Here is an 18,083-nt window from a genome sequence, read left to right as displayed (position 1 = left end):
CCCCTACCCCAGCCGATTTCGCAGTGCCGCCACGACACTGTAGGTTTGGTCCTTCACCCGCCCAGCGGGGTCTTGAAGGGTCATGAGGATGCGCACGCTGCGTATCAGCGACTCATCGGCCGGATGGCTGTCATAGCGCACCACAACCGTTGATACCGACGTGGCCGCCATGCCGAAGCTGACGTCGAATGCCCGTACGTTATCCATCAATACTGCCCTGGCCGGTGCTGCCGGAGTACTGATCTTCAACTGGCCCGATTCGTAGGTGTAGGTAAGTTGACGTATGCCAAAGCGAAGCTGGCCGGGCTCGACAACGGGTGGTGTGCCGGCATAAGCCCGGGCAGCCTCCTTGCAGTCGGAGAGCACCGTCCAGTCAGGCTTGCCGACGCCATCGCCGACATTCGCGGTCACCAGCGTCAGTGACTTCGCACTCCCCGCCGCTTCCCAGCTTATCGGCCGATCAAAGGCAGCCGGAGCATTGTCGATAGCGGCCACGGCCAGACACCCCAGCATGCCTGCCTGGCGAATATCCTGGGTGATCTTGCTCAGCACAAATCGCGCATCATCCTGCAGCAGCATGGCGGCCTGCTGGCTGGCATGGGTCAACCGCGAACTGATCAGTATCTGGCTCGCCCCCAGTATCAAGACCAACCCGATAGCAAGCGCCAGCAATACTTCCAACAGACTGAAACCTCGCGCAAGACGCTTCATTACCTCTCTCCCTGTTCAGTGCCGATGCGGCTGGTCAGCGTGAAGGTCTCCCGCGCACCTGGACGGTTTGCTGCCCGGGCATCTGCCCAACTGATGCTGATGGTGACCTCTTGCCCGCTCACCACCACTGAACCTTTGGCATCCTCGCCGGCAAAACCCGTGATATTGGCCTCGAAATCGTGTAGGTCGAGGTCACGCACGCTTGCGGTGGCAGTGTAGGGCGGCGCCAGCTCCGCCCTGCCCCATGTGTAATCGGCGCCAGTATTGGTGCGAATGCGGTCGAGCATGTCATAGGCAATAAAACTGGCTTGGCTGGTCATCCTGGCGCTGTTGGTGTACTTGAGCGCGTTGAGTTGCAGCACCGCAGCGCCCATCAGGCCGATCGCCAAAATCAACAGCGCTACCAGCACCTCGACCAGCGTCATGCCGGATTGGCGCGAGTGCGCAACGCGCAGGAATCGGTTCTGGCAGGCTGGCATTTCCGTCGTCATCCATGTCGAAGGCCGGTGAAAAAAGCAGGCAAAGACCTACTGTGCGACCCAAGACTAGCGTCGGTTTTCGAGCGGCGCTGCTCCCGGAACAAAGGGAAATACTTTGGACATAAAGGCCATCATCCAGCGCCACGGACCAAGCGCTATACCTAGAAAACCCACTCGTGCCCAAGGAGGGAGCGCACATGAAACAACAAGGATTCACCCTGATTGAGATGTTGCTGGGGCTGATCGTCACCAGTTTTCTCGCGCAACTGGCCGTACCCGGTTTCAAGGGTTTGCTTGAATCGCAGCAACGACAAAGCGCGGCCCAAGCACTCGCCTCCGGGCTGCGCTACGCACGCACCGAGGCCATCGCGCGCAACCGGGCGGTGGTCATTCATGCAAAGGACGAGGACTGGAGCCTGGGATGGCGCGTGATACTGGATGTGAGTGGGCGCGGCCACCTTGATGATGACAATCCGGTATTGCTGGAGCGCGAGAGCTATGGGCGCGTGCCGCTCGCCGGTAATGGCCCGGTTAAGAGCCAGGTGCGCTTCAGCGGCCTGGGGGAGCCAGTGTTCGCCGGCGGGGGATTTCGTGCCGGCACCGTGCATGTGTGTGACAAGGAGCAGGCACAGAGCCTGTATCAGGTGGTGCTGGCCCCCAGCGGGCGCGTGAGCCTGCGCAGTGATAAGACCGAACAGGCATTATGCCGAGGCTATTCCAGCAGCTTGGCCGTCAGAGCAGCGAGCGAACCCGCAGTTCCTTGGGCATGGAGAACGTAATGTTTTCCTCACGACCCGCCAGCTCATCGGCGCCGGTGGCGCCCCAGGCCTGCAACTGTTGGATCACGCCGCGCACCAGGACTTCCGGAGCGGAGGCACCCGCCGTGATGCCGATACGCTCGACACCATCGAACCAGCTGCGCTGCATGTCTTCGGCACCGTCGATCAGGTACGCCGGTGTGGCCATGCGTTCGGCCAGCTCACGCAAGCGGTTGGAGTTGGAACTGTTAGGGCTGCCGACCACCAGCACTACATCGCACTCATTCGCCAGTTGCTTGACCGCATCCTGGCGGTTTTGCGTGGCGTAGCAGATGTCATCCTTGCGTGGGCCGCCAATGGCCGGGAATCGCGTGCGCAGGGCGTCGATGACGCGACTGGTATCGTCCATGGACAAGGTGGTCTGGGTAACGAAAGCCAGGCGGTCGGGATTGTGCACCTGCAAGCTGGCAACGTCTTTTTCGTCTTCCACCAGGTAGATGGCGCCGCCGTTGCTGGCGTCGTACTGGCCCATGGTGCCTTCGACCTCCGGGTGACCGGCATGGCCGATCAGGATGCATTCGCGACCGTCGCGGCTATAGCGCGCCACTTCGATGTGCACCTTGGTCACCAGCGGACAGGTGGCATCGAACACTTTAAGGCCACGGCCAGCCGCTTCGGTACGCACGGCCTGGGACACGCCATGGGCACTGAAGATGACGATAACGTCGTCGGGGACCTGGTCGAGTTCTTCGACAAAGATCGCACCGCGTGCGCGCAGGTCTTCGACCACGAACTTGTTATGCACGACTTCGTGGCGCACATAAATCGGCGGCCCGAAGACTTCCAGGGCGCGGTTGACGATTTCGATCGCCCGGTCCACGCCAGCGCAGAAGCCACGGGGGTTGGCGAGTTTGATTTGCATGCTGTGCCTCGTGCCTTGCAGCCACTTGGGTCAGGTTTGACGCTGACCGTATGAGCAATGGGATCAAAGGTGGGAGCGGGCTTGCTCGCGAATGCGGTGGGTCAGCCTGATAACTCGGAGACGGACACTGCTCATTCGCGAGCAAGCCCGCTCCCACATTTTAGACCGTGTACGGTCAGTTACAGCGCTTTGACGCCGATAATCTCGACGTCAAAGGTCAGCGTCTTGCCGGCCAACGGATGGTTGAAGTCGATGGTCACTTGCGCATCATCGAAGGCTTTAACCACACCAGGCAATTCGGTATTCGCCGCATCATTGAAGATCACCAGCAAACCTTCCGACAGGTCCATGCCTTCAAACTGCGAACGCGGGATGATCTGCACGTTTTGCGGGTTGGGTTGGCCGAAGGCGTTTTCCGGCAGGATCTGCAGGTTGCGCTTGTCGCCCGCCTTGAACCCGAACAACGCCGCTTCAAAACCGGGCAGCAGGTTACCGTCACCAACCTTGAAGGTCGCCGGGGCTTTGTCGAAGGTGCTGTCGACCGTGTCGCCATTTTCCAGGCGCAATGCAAAATGCAAAGTGACTTCCGTGTTCTGGCCGATGCGTTGCTCAGCCAATACCTGATCAGTCATTGACGGTTTCTCCGGTTTTCTTGCTCTTGAACATATCCAGCGCCAGCATGATTGCACCGACGGTGATGGCGCTGTCGGCAAAGTTGAACGCAGGGAAGTAGTGACGGTTCTGCCAATGCACCAGGATGAAGTCGATCACATGGCCCAGGGCGATGCGGTCATACAGGTTGCCCAGCGCACCTCCCAACACCAGGGCCAGCGCGATGGCCAGCCAGGTGTCGTCGCGACCCAGGCGCTTGAGCCACACCACCAGCACGGCACTGACCACCACGGCGATCACAGCGAACAGCCAGCGCTGCCAGCCACCGCCATCAGCGAGGAAGCTGAAGGCAGCGCCCGTGTTGTAGGCCAGGGTCCAGCTGAAGTAATCCGGGATCACCACGATTTGCTGGAACATTTCCAGGGAGCCCTCGAAGTGAGCCTTGCTGACCTGGTCAATGACCAGCACCAGCAGGCTCAGTACGAGCCAGCCCAGACGTCCGAAACGACTGGCTGCATTAGGCATAGTGGCGAACCTCGCCTTCACCGCTGATGTTATCGACACAGCGACCACAGATTTCCGGATGCTCGGGGTTCACACCGACATCTTCACGGCAGTGCCAGCAACGGGCGCATTTAGGGAAGGCCGACTTCACCACCTTGAGCTTCAGGCCCGGCACCTCGGTGATCACGGCATCAGCCGGGGCCTGGGCAAAAGGTGCCAGGCTCGCGGTGGAGGTGATCAGCACGAAGCGCAGTTCGTTGCTCAGCTTGGCCAGGTCGGCGGTCAGGCCGTCCTCGGCAAACAGGGTGACTTCGGCTTGCAGGTTGCCACCCACGGCCTTGGCCGCACGCTGGACTTCCAGTTCCTTGTTCACCGCAACCTTGACGGCCATGACGCCTTCCCAGTACTCGCGGCCCAGTTCGAAGTCGGCCGGCAGTTCGGTCAGGCCTTCGTACCAGGTGTTGAGCATGACGGACTCGTTACGCTCGCCCGGCAGGTATTCCCACAGCTCGTCGGCGGTGAACGCCAGGATCGGTGCGATCCAGCGCACCAGCGCTTCGCTGATGTGGTACAGCGCGGTCTGCGCCGAACGGCGCGCCTTGCTGTTGGCGCCGGTGGTGTACTGGCGGTCCTTGATGATGTCGAGGTAGAAACCGCCCAGCTCCTGCACGCAGAAGTTGTGGATCTTGGAGTAGACATTCCAGAAGCGGTATTCGCCGTAGTGTTCCTGCAACTCACGCTGCAACAACAAGGTACGGTCCACGGCCCAACGGTCCAGGGCGAGCATGTCTTCAGCCGGCAGCAGGTCGGTAGCCGGGTTGAAGCCGGTCAGGTTCGACAGCATGAAGCGCGCGGTATTACGGATACGACGGTAGGCGTCGGCGCTGCGGGCCAGGATCTGGTCCGACACGGCGATTTCACCCGAGTAATCGGTGGAAGCCACCCACAGACGCATGATGTCGGCGCCCAAGGTGTCGTTGATCTTTTTCGGCTCGATCACGTTCTTCAGCGATTTGGACATCTTGCGGCCCGTCTCGTCGACGGTGAAGCCGTGGGTCAGCAGCTCGCGGTACGGCGCGTGGTTGTCGATGGCGCAACCGGTCAGCAACGACGAGTGGAACCAGCCACGGTGTTGGTCCGAGCCTTCCAGGTACAGGTCGGCACGCGGGCCGGTCTCGTGACCCATCGGGTGCGAGCCGCGCAGCACGTGCCAATGAGTGGTGCCCGAATCGAACCACACGTCGAGGGTGTCGCTGATCTTGTCGTACAGCGGCGCTTCGTCGCCCAGCAGCTCGACGGCATCCAGCTTGAACCAGGCTTCGATGCCTTCCTGTTCAACGCGCTGGGCCACGACTTCCATCAACTCAACGGTGCGCGGGTGCAGCTCACCGCTTTCCTTGTTCAGGAAGAACGGAATCGGCACGCCCCAGTTACGCTGGCGAGAGATGCACCAGTCCGGACGGTTGGCGATCATCGAGTGCAGGCGCGCCTGGCCCCACGCCGGGACGAAAGTGGTGTCTTCGATGGCTTTGAGCGAACGTACACGCAGGGTGTCGCCGCTGGTCGGCTCTTTGTCCATGCCGATAAACCACTGCGCTGTAGCGCGGTAGATCAGCGGGGTCTTGTGACGCCAGCAATGCATGTAGCTGTGCTGGATGGTGGCGGTTTGCATCAACGCACCGACTTCACGCAGCTTGTCGATGATCGGTTGATCGGCCTTGAAGATGAACTGGCCACCAAAGAATTCGAGCGAAGGCACGTATACGCCGTTGCTCTGCACGGGGTTGATGATGTCATCATTGACCATGCCGTACTTCTTGCAGATCACGAAGTCGTCCACACCATAGGCAGGCGAGCAGTGAACAATGCCAGTACCCGAACCCAGCTCGACGTAGTCAGCCAGGTACACCGGCGACAGACGGTCATAGAACGGGTGACGGAAGTTGATCAGCTCCAGCGCGGAACCGGTGGTGGTGGCGATTACCGAACCTTGCAGCGCGTAACGCGCCAGGCACGGCTCGACCATTTCTTCGGCCAGCACCAGCAGGCGATCACCGACGTCCACCAGGGCGTAGGTGAATTCCGGGTGCACGTTCAGCGCCTGGTTGGCCGGGATGGTCCACGGGGTGGTGGTCCAGATCACGATGGCAGCCGGCTTGGCCAGGCTTGCCAGGCCGAAAGCCTCGGCCAGCTTGGCGTCGTCGGCGATCGGGAAGGCCACGTCGATGGTCGAGGACTTCTTGTCTTCGTACTCCACTTCCGCTTCGGCCAGGGCCGAACCGCAGTCGAAGCACCAGTTCACGGGCTTGAGGCCCTTGAACACGAAACCGCCCTTGACGATTTCGGCCAAGGCGCGGATTTCACCGGCCTCGTTCTTGAAATTCATGGTCTTGTAGGGGTTGTCCCACTCTCCCAGCACACCCAGGCGAATGAATTCGGACTTCTGCCCTTCGATCTGTTCGGCGGCGTAGGCACGGCACAGTTCGCGGGTTTTATCCGCGCCCAGGTTCTTGCCGTAGGTCACTTCGACTTTGTGCTCGATCGGCAGGCCGTGGCAGTCCCAACCCGGGACATACGGCGCGTCGAAGCCCGACAGGGTCTTGGAGCGCAGGATCATGTCCTTGAGAATCTTGTTCAGCGCATGACCGATATGAATCGTGCCGTTGGCATAAGGAGGGCCGTCGTGCAGGACGAATTTCGGACGATCCTTGCCAATTTCGCGCAACTTTCCGTACAGGCCAATACTGTCCCAGCGCTGCAGGATCTGCGGTTCGCGCTGTGGCAGGCCGGCCTTCATTGGGAAGGCGGTGTCCGGAAGGTTTAGCGTGGCTTTATAGTCGGTCATTTAAGGCTCTTCGGTTAGCGATGGGCGCTAGGTGCGGCTAGTGCACGGGCGGCGGCGACATCCGCATTGATCGCCGTTTTCAACGCCTCCAGGGAGGCGAAACGCTGCTCTTCACGCAGCTTCTGGTGGAAAACCACCGTCAAACGCCGGTCGTATAAATCACCGGCAAAATCCAAAAGGTGAACTTCCAGGTGGGCCTTGCCATCACCTGCAACCGTGGGTCTGACGCCTATATTGGCGACTCCCGGCCACGATTGGCCATCGATGTCGACGCTTACCAGGTAAACCCCGGTCAGCGGCACACGACGGCGCTTGAGTTGCACGTTGGCGGTTGGCGTGCCCAATTGGCGCGCCAGCTTCTGGCCGTGCAATACCCGCCCGGCAATGCGGAACGGGCGACCGAGCAAACGCTCGGCCAGGTCGAAGTCGGCGGCGGCCAGGGCGTTACGCACCTGGGTGCTGCTCACGCGCAGGCCGTCCAGTTCGACGGTTTGCGCGGCTTCGACAGTGAAACCCTGATTGACACCGGCATGTTGCAGGAAATCGAAATCCCCGACCCGGTCACAACCGAAATGGAAGTCGTCGCCGACCTCCAGGTGCTGCACGCCCAGGCCATCGACCAGGATGCGGTCAACGAACTCGGCGGCGCTGAGGCTGCGCAAACGCTGGTTGAAAGCCAGGCAGAGGACACGGTCCACGCCCTCCTCCGCCAGCAGCTGCAACTTGTCCCGCAAGCGCGCCAAGCGGGCCGGCGCCGTTTCTGGGGTAAAGAACTCCCGCGGTTGTGGCTCAAAAATCACCACGCAGCTGGGCACGCCCAACTCGACCGCACGCTCGCGCAGCCGAGCCAGGATAGCCTGGTGGCCACGGTGAACACCGTCAAAGTTGCCAATAGTGGCGACGCAGCCCCGGTGCTCGGGGCGCAGGTTGTGGAGACCTCGAACCAGCTGCATAACGCGCTTCTTGCTCATAAAGTGGTCGATTATAACCACACCCAGCCCCGGACGACAGGCAACAGCACAGGCCAAATGGGTCGAATCGATAAAACACCTGTTTTATCGCGGCAAACTCGCTATCCCAGCGACTTGCGATTGAAATCGCGCAGGCGAAAACCCTGCAACAGCAACATCCCGAAGTACGCCACCACGCCCGCCACTACCAATACGCCCAGGCGCATGAAGCGCTCCAGCATATTGCCTTGATCCCAGGCTGGCATGATGTGCATCAGGCCAAACAGCACGACCGACATCGCGGCTACCGCCACCAGTAACTTGAACGCAAACACGCCCCAGCCTGGCTGTGGCTGGTACATCTGTTGTTTGCGCAATTGGTAAAACAGCAGGCCTGCGTTGATGCACGCACCCGCGCTGATCGCCAAGGCCAGGCCGGCGTGGGCCAGCGGGCCGATAAACACCAAGTTGAGCAGTTGCGTGACAACCAGGGTGAAAATCGCGATTTTCACCGGGGTGCGGATGTTTTGCTGGGCGTAGAAACCGGGCGCCAGCACCTTGATCACGATAATGCCGAGCAGGCCGACGGAGTAGGCGACCAACGCATGCTGGGTCATCAAGGCGTCATGGGCGTCGAACTGCCCGTATTGAAACAGCGAGACCGTCAACGGCTCGGCGAGGATGCCCAGGGCCAGGGCGCACGGCAACACCAGCAGAAAGCACAGGCGCAGGCCCCAATCGAGGATGCGTGAGTATTCCTGGCGATCCTTGCTGGCGTAGGTACGCGCCAGGGTCGGCAGCAGGATCGTGCCCAATGCCACGCCCAGCACACCGGACGGCAATTCCATCAGGCGGTCGGCGTAGTACATCCACGACACCGAGCCGGAGACCAGCAACGAGGCGAACGCGGTGTTGATGATCAGGGAAATCTGACTGACCGACACCCCGAGTATCGCCGGCAGCATATTGCGCATGACGCGCCAGACGCCGGTGTCCTTGAGGTTCAGGCGCGGCAGTACGAGCATGCCGATTTTTTTCAGGTGGGGCAGTTGATACAGCAACTGCGCCAGGCCGCCGGCCAGCACCGCCCAGCCCAGGGCCATGACGGGCGGGTCAAAGTACGGCGTGAGAAACAGCGCAAAAATAATCATGCTGACGTTCAGCAAGGTCGGCACAAAGGCCGGCACCGAAAAACGGTTCCAGGTATTGAGGATCGCCCCGGCCAGGGACGACAGGGAGATCAGCAATATATAAGGAAAGGTCACGCGCAGCAGATCAGTGGTCAGCGCGAACTTTTCCGGCGTATTGGCAAAACCGGGCGCCGTGGCCCAGATCACCCAGGGCGCGGCGAGCATCCCGACGATGGTTACCAGCATCAGCACCAGCGTCAGCAAACCCGAGACGTAGGCAATGAACGTACGAGTCGCCTCCTCGCCATGCTGGGTCTTGTATTCGGCCAGGATCGGCACGAACGCCTGGGAAAACGCGCCTTCGGCAAAGATCCGCCGCAACAGGTTGGGCAGTTTAAAGGCAATAAAGAACGCATCCGTGGCCATGCTGGCGCCAAAGATGCGGGCCAGCAGGGTGTCACGCACGAACCCCAATACCCGGGAAATCATCGTGATAGAGCTGACGGCAGCCAACGATTTGAGCAGATTCATTGAAAGAGTTTGCGCCTATAGATAAAGAGCAGGCGAACTAAGCGCCCACTTATGCGATACTGCGCGCCTGCAACAGCACAGAGCCAAAGCTCGCGAGTTTACAGGTCAAGCGCCGGAAATAAATCACCCGCCTCTTCAGATCGACCACTCAGCAGTTCGCATCAGCCGCCCTTGACAACCCGTCAAGTCATCGGCATGATTCGCGGCCTATTTTGTTTGCTATTTCCTAAAAAGTCTTTCGAGGAGCTCGACGGTGGCCAACACACCTTCCGCCAAAAAACGTGCAAAACAGGCTGAGAAGCGTCGCAGCCACAACGCCAGCCTGCGTTCCATGGTTCGCACCTACATCAAGAATGTAGTCAAAGCCATCGACACCAAAGACGCTGAAAAAGCTCAAGCAGCTTACGTTCTGGCTGTGCCTGTTATCGACCGTATGGCCGATAAAGGCATCATCCACAAGAACAAGGCCGCTCGCCATAAGAGCCGCCTGAATGGCCACATCAAGGCTCTGAGCGTTCCTGCTGCAGCCTAAGTGGTAACAACTGCAACGCAGCTCAGGCTGTGTAACAGTTAAGAAATGCCCCGTACCGAAAGGTCCGGGGCATTTTTGTTTGTGCCTGAAAACTGTAGGAGCGAGCTTGCTCGCGAAGATCGTTAACGATGACGCGGGAAGCCTGGCGCCCAGCGGGGTTCTCAGGTTTTTTGCGAGCAAGCTCGCTCCTACAGTGAGTCCAGAGCAAAAAAAACGCCCCGAACCAGTCGGGGCGTTTTTGCTACCACTTGATCAAAACATCAATCAATGGTGATGACCGCCTTCACCGTGGACGTGGCCGTGAGCCACTTCTTCCTGGGAAGCGTCGCGGATGGCCACGATCTTCACTTGGAAGTTCAGGCGCTGGCCAGCCAGAGGGTGGTTACCGTCAACGGTAACGTCGTCGCCGTCCAGGTCGCGGATGGTGACGATCTGCATTTGGCCGTCCGGTGCGGAAGCGTGGAACTGCATGCCCACTTCCAGCTCGTCAACGCCTTCGAACATGCTGCGGCTCAAGGTGCTGACCAGTTCGGCGGAGTATTCGCCGTAGGCATCTTCAGGTTCTACGGCGACAGTCAGTTCGTCACCGACGTTCTTGCCTTCCAGAGCCTTTTCCAGGCCCGGGATGATGTTGCCTGCGCCTTGCAGGTAAACCAGCGGCGCGCCGCCGGCGGAGCTGTCGATGACCTCACCAGCGTCGTTGGTCAGGGTATAGTCGATGGAGACAGCCTTGTTAGCGGCGATCATCATGGGGCGAGACCTTTTGCATAAGAATGAAGAACGGACAAGTCTAAACAAGGATTTGCCCGAAAGCGAACAGAACCCGGACGGACGGGGCCGATCAACGGTCACGATCCAGGGGTTTCATCAGGACGACGAGGGGCACTGGGTGGCCGAGCTGTCCTGCGGCCACACCCAGCACCTGCGCCACCAGCCGCCATGGCAGTCGCGCGTCTGGGTGCTTGACCCCGCGCAACGCCTTGAAAAAATAGGCCAGGCCTTTGCGTGCGGCTGGTGTGCGCAAGGGCACGAATAACGATAACCTTGGCGCCTGATTCGCGGTAGGCACTCACCCATAGAGCGCCACCCAAGCCATGCACCTCCAGAGAATTCGCATGCAGACTTTTTTTATCGCGCCCACCGATTTCGGTGTGGGCCTGACCTCCATCAGCCTTGGGCTGGTGCGCACCCTGGAACGGGCCGGCCTGAAAGTCGGTTTTTTCAAACCCATAGCCCAGCCACACCCAGGCGATACCGGGCCGGAACGCTCCACCGAGCTGGTGGCACGCACCCACGGCCTGAAACCGCCGCAGCCCCTGGGCCTGGCCCATGTAGAGCGCATGCTCGGCGACGGCCAGCTCGATGAGTTGCTCGAAGAGATCATCACCCTTTACCAACAGGCAGCCGTAGGCAAAGACGTGCTGATCGTCGAAGGGATGGTGCCGACCCGCAGCGCCAGCTACGCGGCACGGGTCAACCTGCACCTGGCCAAGAGCCTGGACGCGGAAGTGATCCTGGTCTCGGCGCCGGAAAATGAAGTGCTCACCGAGCTTTCAGGCCGTGTGGAATTGCAGGCCCAACTGTTTGGCGGCCCCAAAGACCCGAAAGTGCTGGGCGTAATCCTCAACAAGGTACGCACCGACGAAAGCATGGAAGCCTTCTCGGCGCGCCTCAAAGAGCATTCGCCCCTGTTGCGCAGCGGTGATTTCCGGCTGCTCGGCTGCATCCCCTACCAACCCGAGCTGAATGCCCCGCGCACCCGCGACGTGGCCGACCTGATGGGCGCGCAGATCCTCAACGCCGGTGACTACGAAAGCCGGCGCATGACCAAGATCATCATTTGCGCGCGCACCATGCGTAACACCGTCGAGCTGCTCAAGCCCGGTGTGTTGGTAGTGACCCCGGGAGATCGCGACGACATCATCCTCGCCGTCAGCCTGGCCGCCATCAATGGCGTGCCGCTGGCCGGGCTGCTGCTGACCAGCGATACCCTGCCCGACCCGCGCATCATGGATCTGTGCCGAGGCGCCTTCCAGGCCGGGTTGCCGGTGTTGTCGGTGAGCACCGGCTCCTATGACACCGCCAACCAGCTCAATAGCCTCAACAAGGAAATCCCTATCGATGACCGCGAGCGTGCGGAAATCATCACCGACTTCGTCGCCAGCCACCTCGATGCACGCTGGCTACACCAGCGTTGTGGCACGCCAAGGGAGATGCGCCTGTCGCCGGCGGTGTTCCGTTACCAGTTGATCCAACGCGCCCAGGCGGCCAACAAACGTATCGTGCTGCCCGAGGGCAGCGAGCCGCTGACCGTACAGGCCGCCGCGATCTGCCAGGCCCGTGGCATTGCCCGTTGCGTGTTGCTGGCCAAGCCTGCGGATGTGGAGGCCGTTGCCCGCGCCCAAGGTATTGACCTGCCCGAAGGCCTGGAGATTCTCGACCCGGACCTGATTCGCCAACGCTACGTGGAGCCAATGGTCGCCTTGCGCAAGAGCAAAAGCCTCAACGCGCCCATGGCCGAGCAACAACTGGAAGACACCGTGGTGATCGCCACCATGATGCTCGCCCTCGACGAAGTGGATGGCCTGGTCTCCGGCGTGATCCACTCTACTGCCAACACCATTCGCCCCGCGTTACAGTTGATCAAGACCGCGCCGGGCTGCACCCTGGTGTCGTCGGTGTTCTTCATGCTGTTCCCCGAGCAGGTGCTGGTGTACGGCGACTGCGTGATGAACCCGCACCCAAGCGCTGCGGAACTGGCTGAAATCGCCCTGCAAAGCGCCGACTCGGCAGCCGCGTTCGGCATCACGCCACGGGTGGCGATGATCAGCTATTCCAGCGGTGACTCGGCCAGCGGCGAGGAGGTGGAAAAAGTCCGCGAAGCCACCCTGCTCGCCCACGAACAACAAAGCTCGCTGCTGATCGACGGCCCGTTGCAATACGACGCCGCCGCCAACGAAAACGTCGCCCGACAACTGGCGCCCAACAGCCAGGTGGCAGGCAAGGCCACCGTCTTTGTGTTCCCTGACCTGAACACCGGCAACACTACCCACAAAGCCGTACAACGCAGCGCCGATTGCGTGAGCCTGGGGCCGATGCTCCAGGGCCTGCGCAAACCGGTCAATGACCTGCCACGTGGCGCCCAGGTGGACGACATCGTGTACACCATCGCCCTGACGGCGATCCAAGCCGCCAACCGACCCATGGATATCTAAATGCTGGATTTTCTACCTGCCGCCGTGCGCGGGGTGATCGCTTCGCTGTTGCTGGCGCTGAACACGATCCTGCTGTGTTCGTTCCTGTTTATCGTCGCGCTGTTCAAGGCGCTGCCGTTCGCCAAGCGCCTGAGCGAATGGCTGATGAACCACACCCACGAAGCCTGGGTCACCAACAACAAGGGCTGGATGAACCTGGTGCGGCGCACACGCTGGCACCTGACTGGCCTTGAGGGCCTGGACTACCAGCACTCGTACCTGGTGACCAGCAACCATCAGAGCTGGGTCGACATCATGGTGTTGCAGTATGTGCTCAATCGGCGCATTCGCCCGCTGAAGTTCTTCCTCAAGCAAGAGCTGATCTGGGTACCTGTGATTGGCCTGGCGTGGTGGGCGCTGGGCTTTCCCTTCATGAAGCGCTACAGCAAGGCTTATTTGGAGAAGCACCCGGAGAAGAAAGGCAAAGACCTGGAAACCACGCGCAAGACCTGTGCGAAGTTTCGCGACAACCCCGTGGGGATTTTCAACTTTGCTGAAGGCACGCGCTTTACGCCGGGCAAGCATGCGCAGCAGCAGTCACCGTTTCGCTACCTGCTTAAACCCAAGGCGGGCGGTATTGCGTTTGTGCTGGATGCCATGGGCGAGCAGCTCAAATCACTGGTCAATGTGACCATCCACTACCCCGGCGGGCGCCCAGGTTATTGGGATTTGCTGTGCGGCAACGTGAAGGACGTGGTGGTGCACTTTGAAGAGGTGCAGATCCCGGCTGAGTTCATCGGCAAGAATTATGAGCAGGATGGGGACTATCGGTTGGCGTTCCAGGGCTGGATCAACCAGTTGTGGCAAGACAAGGATGCATTTCTGGAGCAGCTTCACAAAGACTTTCCGGCCAGCCGCTGATCAACATGTGGATGCAATTTAATGTGGGAGCTGGCTTGCCTGCGATAGCGGTGCATCAGCTAAGGATAAATAAACTGACAGTCCGCCATCGCAGGCAAGCCAGCTCCCACATTGACCGAGTCCACATTTGAGAATATGTAAAAAGCCCGCCACCGATCACTCGGTGGCGGGCTTTTTTGTGCGGCAATAAAGCTTAGATCGCGCCGCGCTGACGCAACAGTTCCAGCACTTGCTTGACGCTGTCTTCCAGCGACAACGCCTGGGTGTCGATCACAAGGTCGGCATTCAACGGCACGTCATACGGGAAGGATTCGCCAGGGATGTTATCCCCACCGGCCGCGTACAAACCTTGCGGGTCACGCTCGGCGCACACCAACGGCGATGCCTGCACGTAGACGGTCAGCAGGCGGTCGGCGCCAATCAGCGCCTTGGCCTGTTCACGGCCTTCGGCATCCGGAGCAACGAAGGCCGCCAGGGTCAGCAGGCCGGCTTCGTTGAACTGACGCGCCACATGAGCGGCACGACGCCAGTTCTCAGTACGCCCGGCACGGTCCTGCGGCAACCCTTTGTTCAGGTCGTGACGCAGGTTCTGGCCGTCCAGTACGAACACCGCACGGCCCATGTCGAACAGCTTGCGCTCGACCGCATAGGCCAGGGTGCTCTTGCCAGCGCCCGACAAGCCGCTGAACAACACCGTGGCCGGCTGCTGGCCGAAACGCAAGGCGCGCTCTTCGGTGGCGACATGCGCCAGGCTGCCGTGCTGCGCAGCGCCGCCATGACCCACCGGTGGCGCGATGATCATGCCCGCGGCGACCGTACCGTTGGTCAAGCGGTCGATCACGATAAACGCACCGGTGGTGCGGTTGCTGTCGTAACCGTCCAGGGCGATGGCGGCATCCAGGCTGACCTTGACCCGGCCAATCTCGTTGAGCTGCAGCGAACTCGCCGGGCCTTCGGCCAGGGTGTTTACGTCCACGCGGTGCACGATGCTGGTGATGGAACCCGGCACGTAGCTGGTGGCGCGCTTGATGTCGTATTTCTTGCCCGGCAGCATCGGTTCTTCGGCCATCCACACCAGCATGGCGTCGAAGGCGTCGGTCACTTGCGGCACGTTGTCGGCATGCACCAACAGGTCGCCACGGGAGATGTCGATCTCGTCTTCCATGGTCAAGGTTACGGCCTGGCCTGGGCCTGCGTGCTCCAGTTCACCTTCAAAGGTGACGATGGATTTGACGCGGCTGCTCTTGCCCGACGGCAATACCACGACTTCGTCGCCCTTGTGCACGATGCCACTCGCCAGGGTGCCGGCAAACCCACGGAAGTTCAGGTTCGGGCGGTTGACGTACTGCACCGGGAAACGCAGGTCGGTGTAGTTGCGATCGTTGGCGATCTCGACAGTCTCCAAGATCTCCATCAGCGACTGGCCGGTGTACCAGGGCGAACGCTCGCTCTTGTTCACCACGTTGTCGCCCTTGAGCGCCGACATCGGTACGAAGGCCAGGGTGCTCGGCTTGAACGCGATGCCTTCGGCGAACTTCAGGTAATCGGCCTTGATCGACTCGAATACGCTTTGGTCAAAGCCGTTGATGTCCATCTTGTTGATGGCCACCACGATGTGTTTGATGCCCAGCAACGAGGCGATGTAGCTGTGGCGACGAGTCTGGGTCTGCACGCCGTAGCGGGCGTCAATCAGGATGATCGCCAGGTCACAGGTGGATGCACCGGTGGCCATGTTGCGGGTGTACTGCTCATGGCCGGGGGTGTCGGCGATGATGAATTTGCGCTTGGCGGTGGAGAAGTAGCGGTAGGCGACATCGATGGTGATGCCTTGTTCACGCTCGGCCTGCAGGCCATCGACCAGCAATGCCAGGTCGATATCGTCACCGGTGGTGCCGGACTTTTTCGAGTCGCGGGTGATGGCTTCCAGGTGATCTTCGTAGATCATCTTGGAGTCGTGCAGCAGGCGCCCGATCAGGGTGCTCTTGCCGTCATCGACGTTGCCGCAGGTCAGGAAGCGCAACATCTCTTTGCGCTCGTGCTGGCCCAGGTAGGCGAGGATGTCCTCGCTGATCAAATCAGATTGATGCGACATGACAGCCCCTTAGAAATAGCCTTGACGTTTTTTATCTTCCATCGAGCCTGCACCATCGTGGTCGATGACACGGCCCTGGCGCTCGGAAGTTCGCGTCAGGAGCATTTCCTGAATGATGTCCGTCAGCGTCTCGGCCTCGGACTCCACCGCGCCCGTCAACGGGTAGCAGCCAAGGGTGCGGAAACGTACTTTCTTTTTGACGATGCGGGCTTTGTCTTCGTCGGACAGGTGCTCGAGGATGCGGTCGTCGTCGATCATGATCAACGTGCCGTTCTTCTCGATCACCTCGCGCTCGGCGGCGAAATACAGCGGCACAATCGGGATGCCTTCCAGGTAGATGTACTGCCAGATGTCCAGCTCGGTCCAGTTGGACAGCGGGAACACGCGGATCGACTCCCCTTTGTTGACGTTGCCGTTGTAGACATTCCACAGCTCGGGGCGCTGGTTCTTCGGGTCCCAGCGGTGTTTGCTGTCGCGGAACGAGTACACGCGCTCTTTGGCACGGGATTTCTCTTCATCGCGACGGGCGCCGCCGAAGGCTGCGTCGAAACCATGCTTGTCCAGCGCCTGCTTGAGGCCCTCGGTCTTCATGATATCGGTGTGCTTGGCGCTGCCGTGGGTGAACGGGTTGATGTTCTGCGCCACACCATCGGGGTTGATGTGTGTGATCAGGTCCAGGCCCAGTTCCTCGACCATCTTGTCGCGGAACTTGTACATCTCCTGGAATTTCCAGCGAGTGTCGACGTGCATCACCGGAAATGGCAGTTTGCCCGGGAAGAAGGCCTTGCGTGCCAGGTGCAGCATCACGGCGGAGTCTTTACCGATCGAGTAGAGCATCACCGGGTTATCGAACTCGGCGGCGACCTCGCGGATGATGTGGATGCTTTCCGCCTCCAGCTGTTTCAGATGCGTCAGTTTGTCGACCATGGTTACTCACGGAAAAACGATCTTATGGACGGCCAGCGGGCCGTGTTCGAGCGAGGCATGCTAGCACAGCAACTTCTTCTATTTAGGGCGCCAGCTAGACCGAAACGATATATGAATATGCCGCCGAGTTTGGCGCTCAACTCGGTCAATGTGGGAGCTGCTGTGCTTTAGATCGGGTTGGGACAGTCGATAAACAGGTGCTCCAGGGCAAAGCGCCGCGCCAGGTAATCGCCCAACGCCTGCACACCATAACGTTCGGTAGCGTGATGGCCGGCGGCGATGAAGCTGATGTCGTTTTCCCGGGCACTGTGGAAGGTCTGTTCGGACGCTTCACCGCTCAGGTACAAATCGACACCGGCGGCAATCGCCTGGTCGATATAGCCCTGGCCGCCACCGGTACACCAGCCGACGCGGCGAATCATCTCGCTCCCTTCGATCAGCAGCGGTTCGCGGCCCATCACTTCCTGCACGCGGCGGGCGAAGTCACGAGGTGACAAGGGTTCGGCCAGGGAGCCGACCAGGCCGACGACTTTGGGGTTACTGGGGTCCAGCGGGCCTTCGACGGTGATGTCCAGGTGGCGAGCCAGTTGCACGTTGTTGCCGACATCGGCGTGCAGGTCCAGGGGCAAGTGGTAAGCCAGCAGGCTGATGTCATGCTTGAGCAGAGTTTTGAGGCGGCGCTGCTTCATGCCGGTGATGCAGGGGTTTTCGCCCTTCCAGAAGTAACCGTGGTGCACCAGCACCAGGTCGGCCTTGGCTTCGACGGCGGCGTCCAGCAGGGCTTGGCTGGCGGTCACGCCGCTGACGATGCGCATCACTTGGGGCCGCCCCTCGACCTGCAGGCCATTGGGGCAGTAATCGGCAATTTTGGCGCTGCCGAGGTAGCGGTCGGCTTCCTCGACAAGGGTAGTAAGGGGGACGGCCATAAAAGACTCCTAAATATCCCGTTCGCAGGCGTCACAGCCTCGTATAATG

The 18,083-nt window shown here is 60.4% G+C and carries 17 protein-coding genes; 5 read left to right on the top strand and 12 right to left on the bottom strand.

Translation table 11 applies throughout. The annotated features are described in order from the left end of the window. Positions 1-3: 3 nt before the first annotated feature. Positions 4-711, bottom strand: coding sequence for a PilW family protein (locus BUE92_RS12275; protein ID WP_073523934.1), 708 nt, complete (start codon positions 709-711; stop codon positions 4-6). Beyond that, positions 711-1,190, bottom strand: a complete 480-nt coding sequence (pilV, locus tag BUE92_RS12270; protein WP_073523933.1) for a type IV pilus modification protein PilV — start codon at positions 1,188-1,190, stop codon at positions 711-713. Before pilV ends, BUE92_RS12275 begins: the two co-directional genes overlap by 1 nt. Before the next feature lie 197 nt (positions 1,191-1,387). Between pilV and BUE92_RS12265 the strand changes: the two genes are divergently transcribed. Continuing rightward, the gene (locus tag BUE92_RS12265) at positions 1,388-1,969 is read left to right on the top strand and encodes a GspH/FimT family pseudopilin (protein ID WP_073523932.1); all 582 of its coding nucleotides are present in this window, start codon (positions 1,388-1,390) and stop codon (positions 1,967-1,969) included. On the opposite strand, the gene ispH is transcribed toward BUE92_RS12265, so the two are convergent. From ispH to murJ, 6 genes are all read right to left on the bottom strand, one after another. Further along, positions 1,923-2,870 carry a 4-hydroxy-3-methylbut-2-enyl diphosphate reductase gene (ispH, locus tag BUE92_RS12260; RefSeq protein ID WP_073523931.1) on the bottom strand — a complete coding sequence of 316 codons (948 nt, stop codon included), beginning with the start codon at positions 2,868-2,870 and terminating at the stop codon, positions 1,923-1,925. The two genes, BUE92_RS12265 and ispH, sit on opposite strands and share 47 nt — an antisense overlap. A 179-nt stretch (positions 2,871-3,049) precedes the next feature. After that, positions 3,050-3,487, bottom strand: coding sequence for an FKBP-type peptidyl-prolyl cis-trans isomerase (locus tag BUE92_RS12255; protein WP_171905470.1), 438 nt, complete (start codon positions 3,485-3,487; stop codon positions 3,050-3,052). Between the two features lie 7 nt (positions 3,488-3,494). Beyond that, entirely contained in the window at positions 3,495-4,007 is a 513-nt protein-coding gene (lspA, locus tag BUE92_RS12250) for a signal peptidase II (protein WP_003188406.1), read from the bottom strand. Beyond that, positions 4,000-6,831, bottom strand: coding sequence for an isoleucine--tRNA ligase (ileS, locus tag BUE92_RS12245; protein WP_073523930.1), 2,832 nt, complete (start codon positions 6,829-6,831; stop codon positions 4,000-4,002). Before ileS ends, lspA begins: the two co-directional genes overlap by 8 nt. A 14-nt stretch (positions 6,832-6,845) precedes the next feature. Continuing rightward, positions 6,846-7,784: a bifunctional riboflavin kinase/FAD synthetase gene (gene ribF / locus BUE92_RS12240; protein ID WP_003188404.1), complete on the bottom strand. Its 939-nt coding sequence runs from the start codon at positions 7,782-7,784 to the stop codon at positions 6,846-6,848. A 119-nt stretch (positions 7,785-7,903) separates the two neighbouring features. Then, complete coding sequence (gene murJ / locus BUE92_RS12235) at positions 7,904-9,442, bottom strand: murein biosynthesis integral membrane protein MurJ (RefSeq protein ID WP_073523928.1); 1,539 nt, start codon at positions 9,440-9,442, stop codon at positions 7,904-7,906. A 253-nt stretch (positions 9,443-9,695) separates the two neighbouring features. On the opposite strand from murJ, the gene rpsT reads away from it, so the two are divergent. After that, a complete protein-coding gene (gene rpsT / locus BUE92_RS12225) occupies positions 9,696-9,974 on the top strand; it encodes a 30S ribosomal protein S20 (RefSeq protein WP_003188401.1) in 279 nt (92 codons plus the stop codon). A gap of 264 nt (positions 9,975-10,238) precedes the next feature. Here the strand turns inward: rpsT and BUE92_RS12215 are convergent, their stop codons facing one another. Further along, positions 10,239-10,724, bottom strand: coding sequence for an FKBP-type peptidyl-prolyl cis-trans isomerase (locus tag BUE92_RS12215; protein WP_073523924.1), 486 nt, complete (start codon positions 10,722-10,724; stop codon positions 10,239-10,241). Here BUE92_RS12215 and BUE92_RS12210 point away from each other — a divergent pair. The 3 genes from BUE92_RS12210 (at position 10,723) to BUE92_RS12200 (ending at position 14,089) form a co-directional block, all read left to right on the top strand. Beyond that, the gene (locus BUE92_RS12210; RefSeq protein ID WP_143169981.1) at positions 10,723-11,010 is read left to right on the top strand and encodes a DUF3565 domain-containing protein; all 288 of its coding nucleotides are present in this window, start codon (positions 10,723-10,725) and stop codon (positions 11,008-11,010) included. The two genes, BUE92_RS12215 and BUE92_RS12210, sit on opposite strands and share 2 nt — an antisense overlap. 79 nt (positions 11,011-11,089) lie before the next feature. Next, entirely contained in the window at positions 11,090-13,189 is a 2,100-nt protein-coding gene (pta, locus tag BUE92_RS12205) for a phosphate acetyltransferase (RefSeq protein WP_003188396.1), read from the top strand. Next, positions 13,190-14,089: an acyltransferase gene (locus BUE92_RS12200; protein ID WP_073523920.1), complete on the top strand. Its 900-nt coding sequence runs from the start codon at positions 13,190-13,192 to the stop codon at positions 14,087-14,089. A gap of 193 nt (positions 14,090-14,282) precedes the next feature. On the opposite strand, the gene cysN is transcribed toward BUE92_RS12200, so the two are convergent. The 3 genes from cysN to BUE92_RS12185 all read right to left on the bottom strand — a co-directional run bounded on the left by cysN (position 14,283) and on the right by BUE92_RS12185 (position 18,034). Continuing rightward, positions 14,283-16,181 (bottom strand): sulfate adenylyltransferase subunit CysN, encoded by a 1,899-nt coding sequence (gene cysN, locus BUE92_RS12195; protein WP_003188392.1) that lies wholly within the window; start codon positions 16,179-16,181, stop codon positions 14,283-14,285. Between the two features lie 9 nt (positions 16,182-16,190). Then, positions 16,191-17,108 (bottom strand): sulfate adenylyltransferase subunit CysD, encoded by a 918-nt coding sequence (cysD, locus tag BUE92_RS12190; protein ID WP_016971196.1) that lies wholly within the window; start codon positions 17,106-17,108, stop codon positions 16,191-16,193. A gap of 167 nt (positions 17,109-17,275) precedes the next feature. Next, complete coding sequence (locus BUE92_RS12185; RefSeq protein WP_073523919.1) at positions 17,276-18,034, bottom strand: Nif3-like dinuclear metal center hexameric protein; 759 nt, start codon at positions 18,032-18,034, stop codon at positions 17,276-17,278. Positions 18,035-18,083: the final 49 nt, after the last annotated feature.

Origin of the sequence: Pseudomonas fluorescens, assembly GCF_001902145.1 — a bacterium.
Lineage (GTDB): Bacteria > Pseudomonadota > Gammaproteobacteria > Pseudomonadales > Pseudomonadaceae > Aquipseudomonas > Aquipseudomonas fluorescens_BV.
Note: the sequence above shows the minus strand (reverse complement) of the source record. Positions and strands in the feature narration are given on the sequence as shown.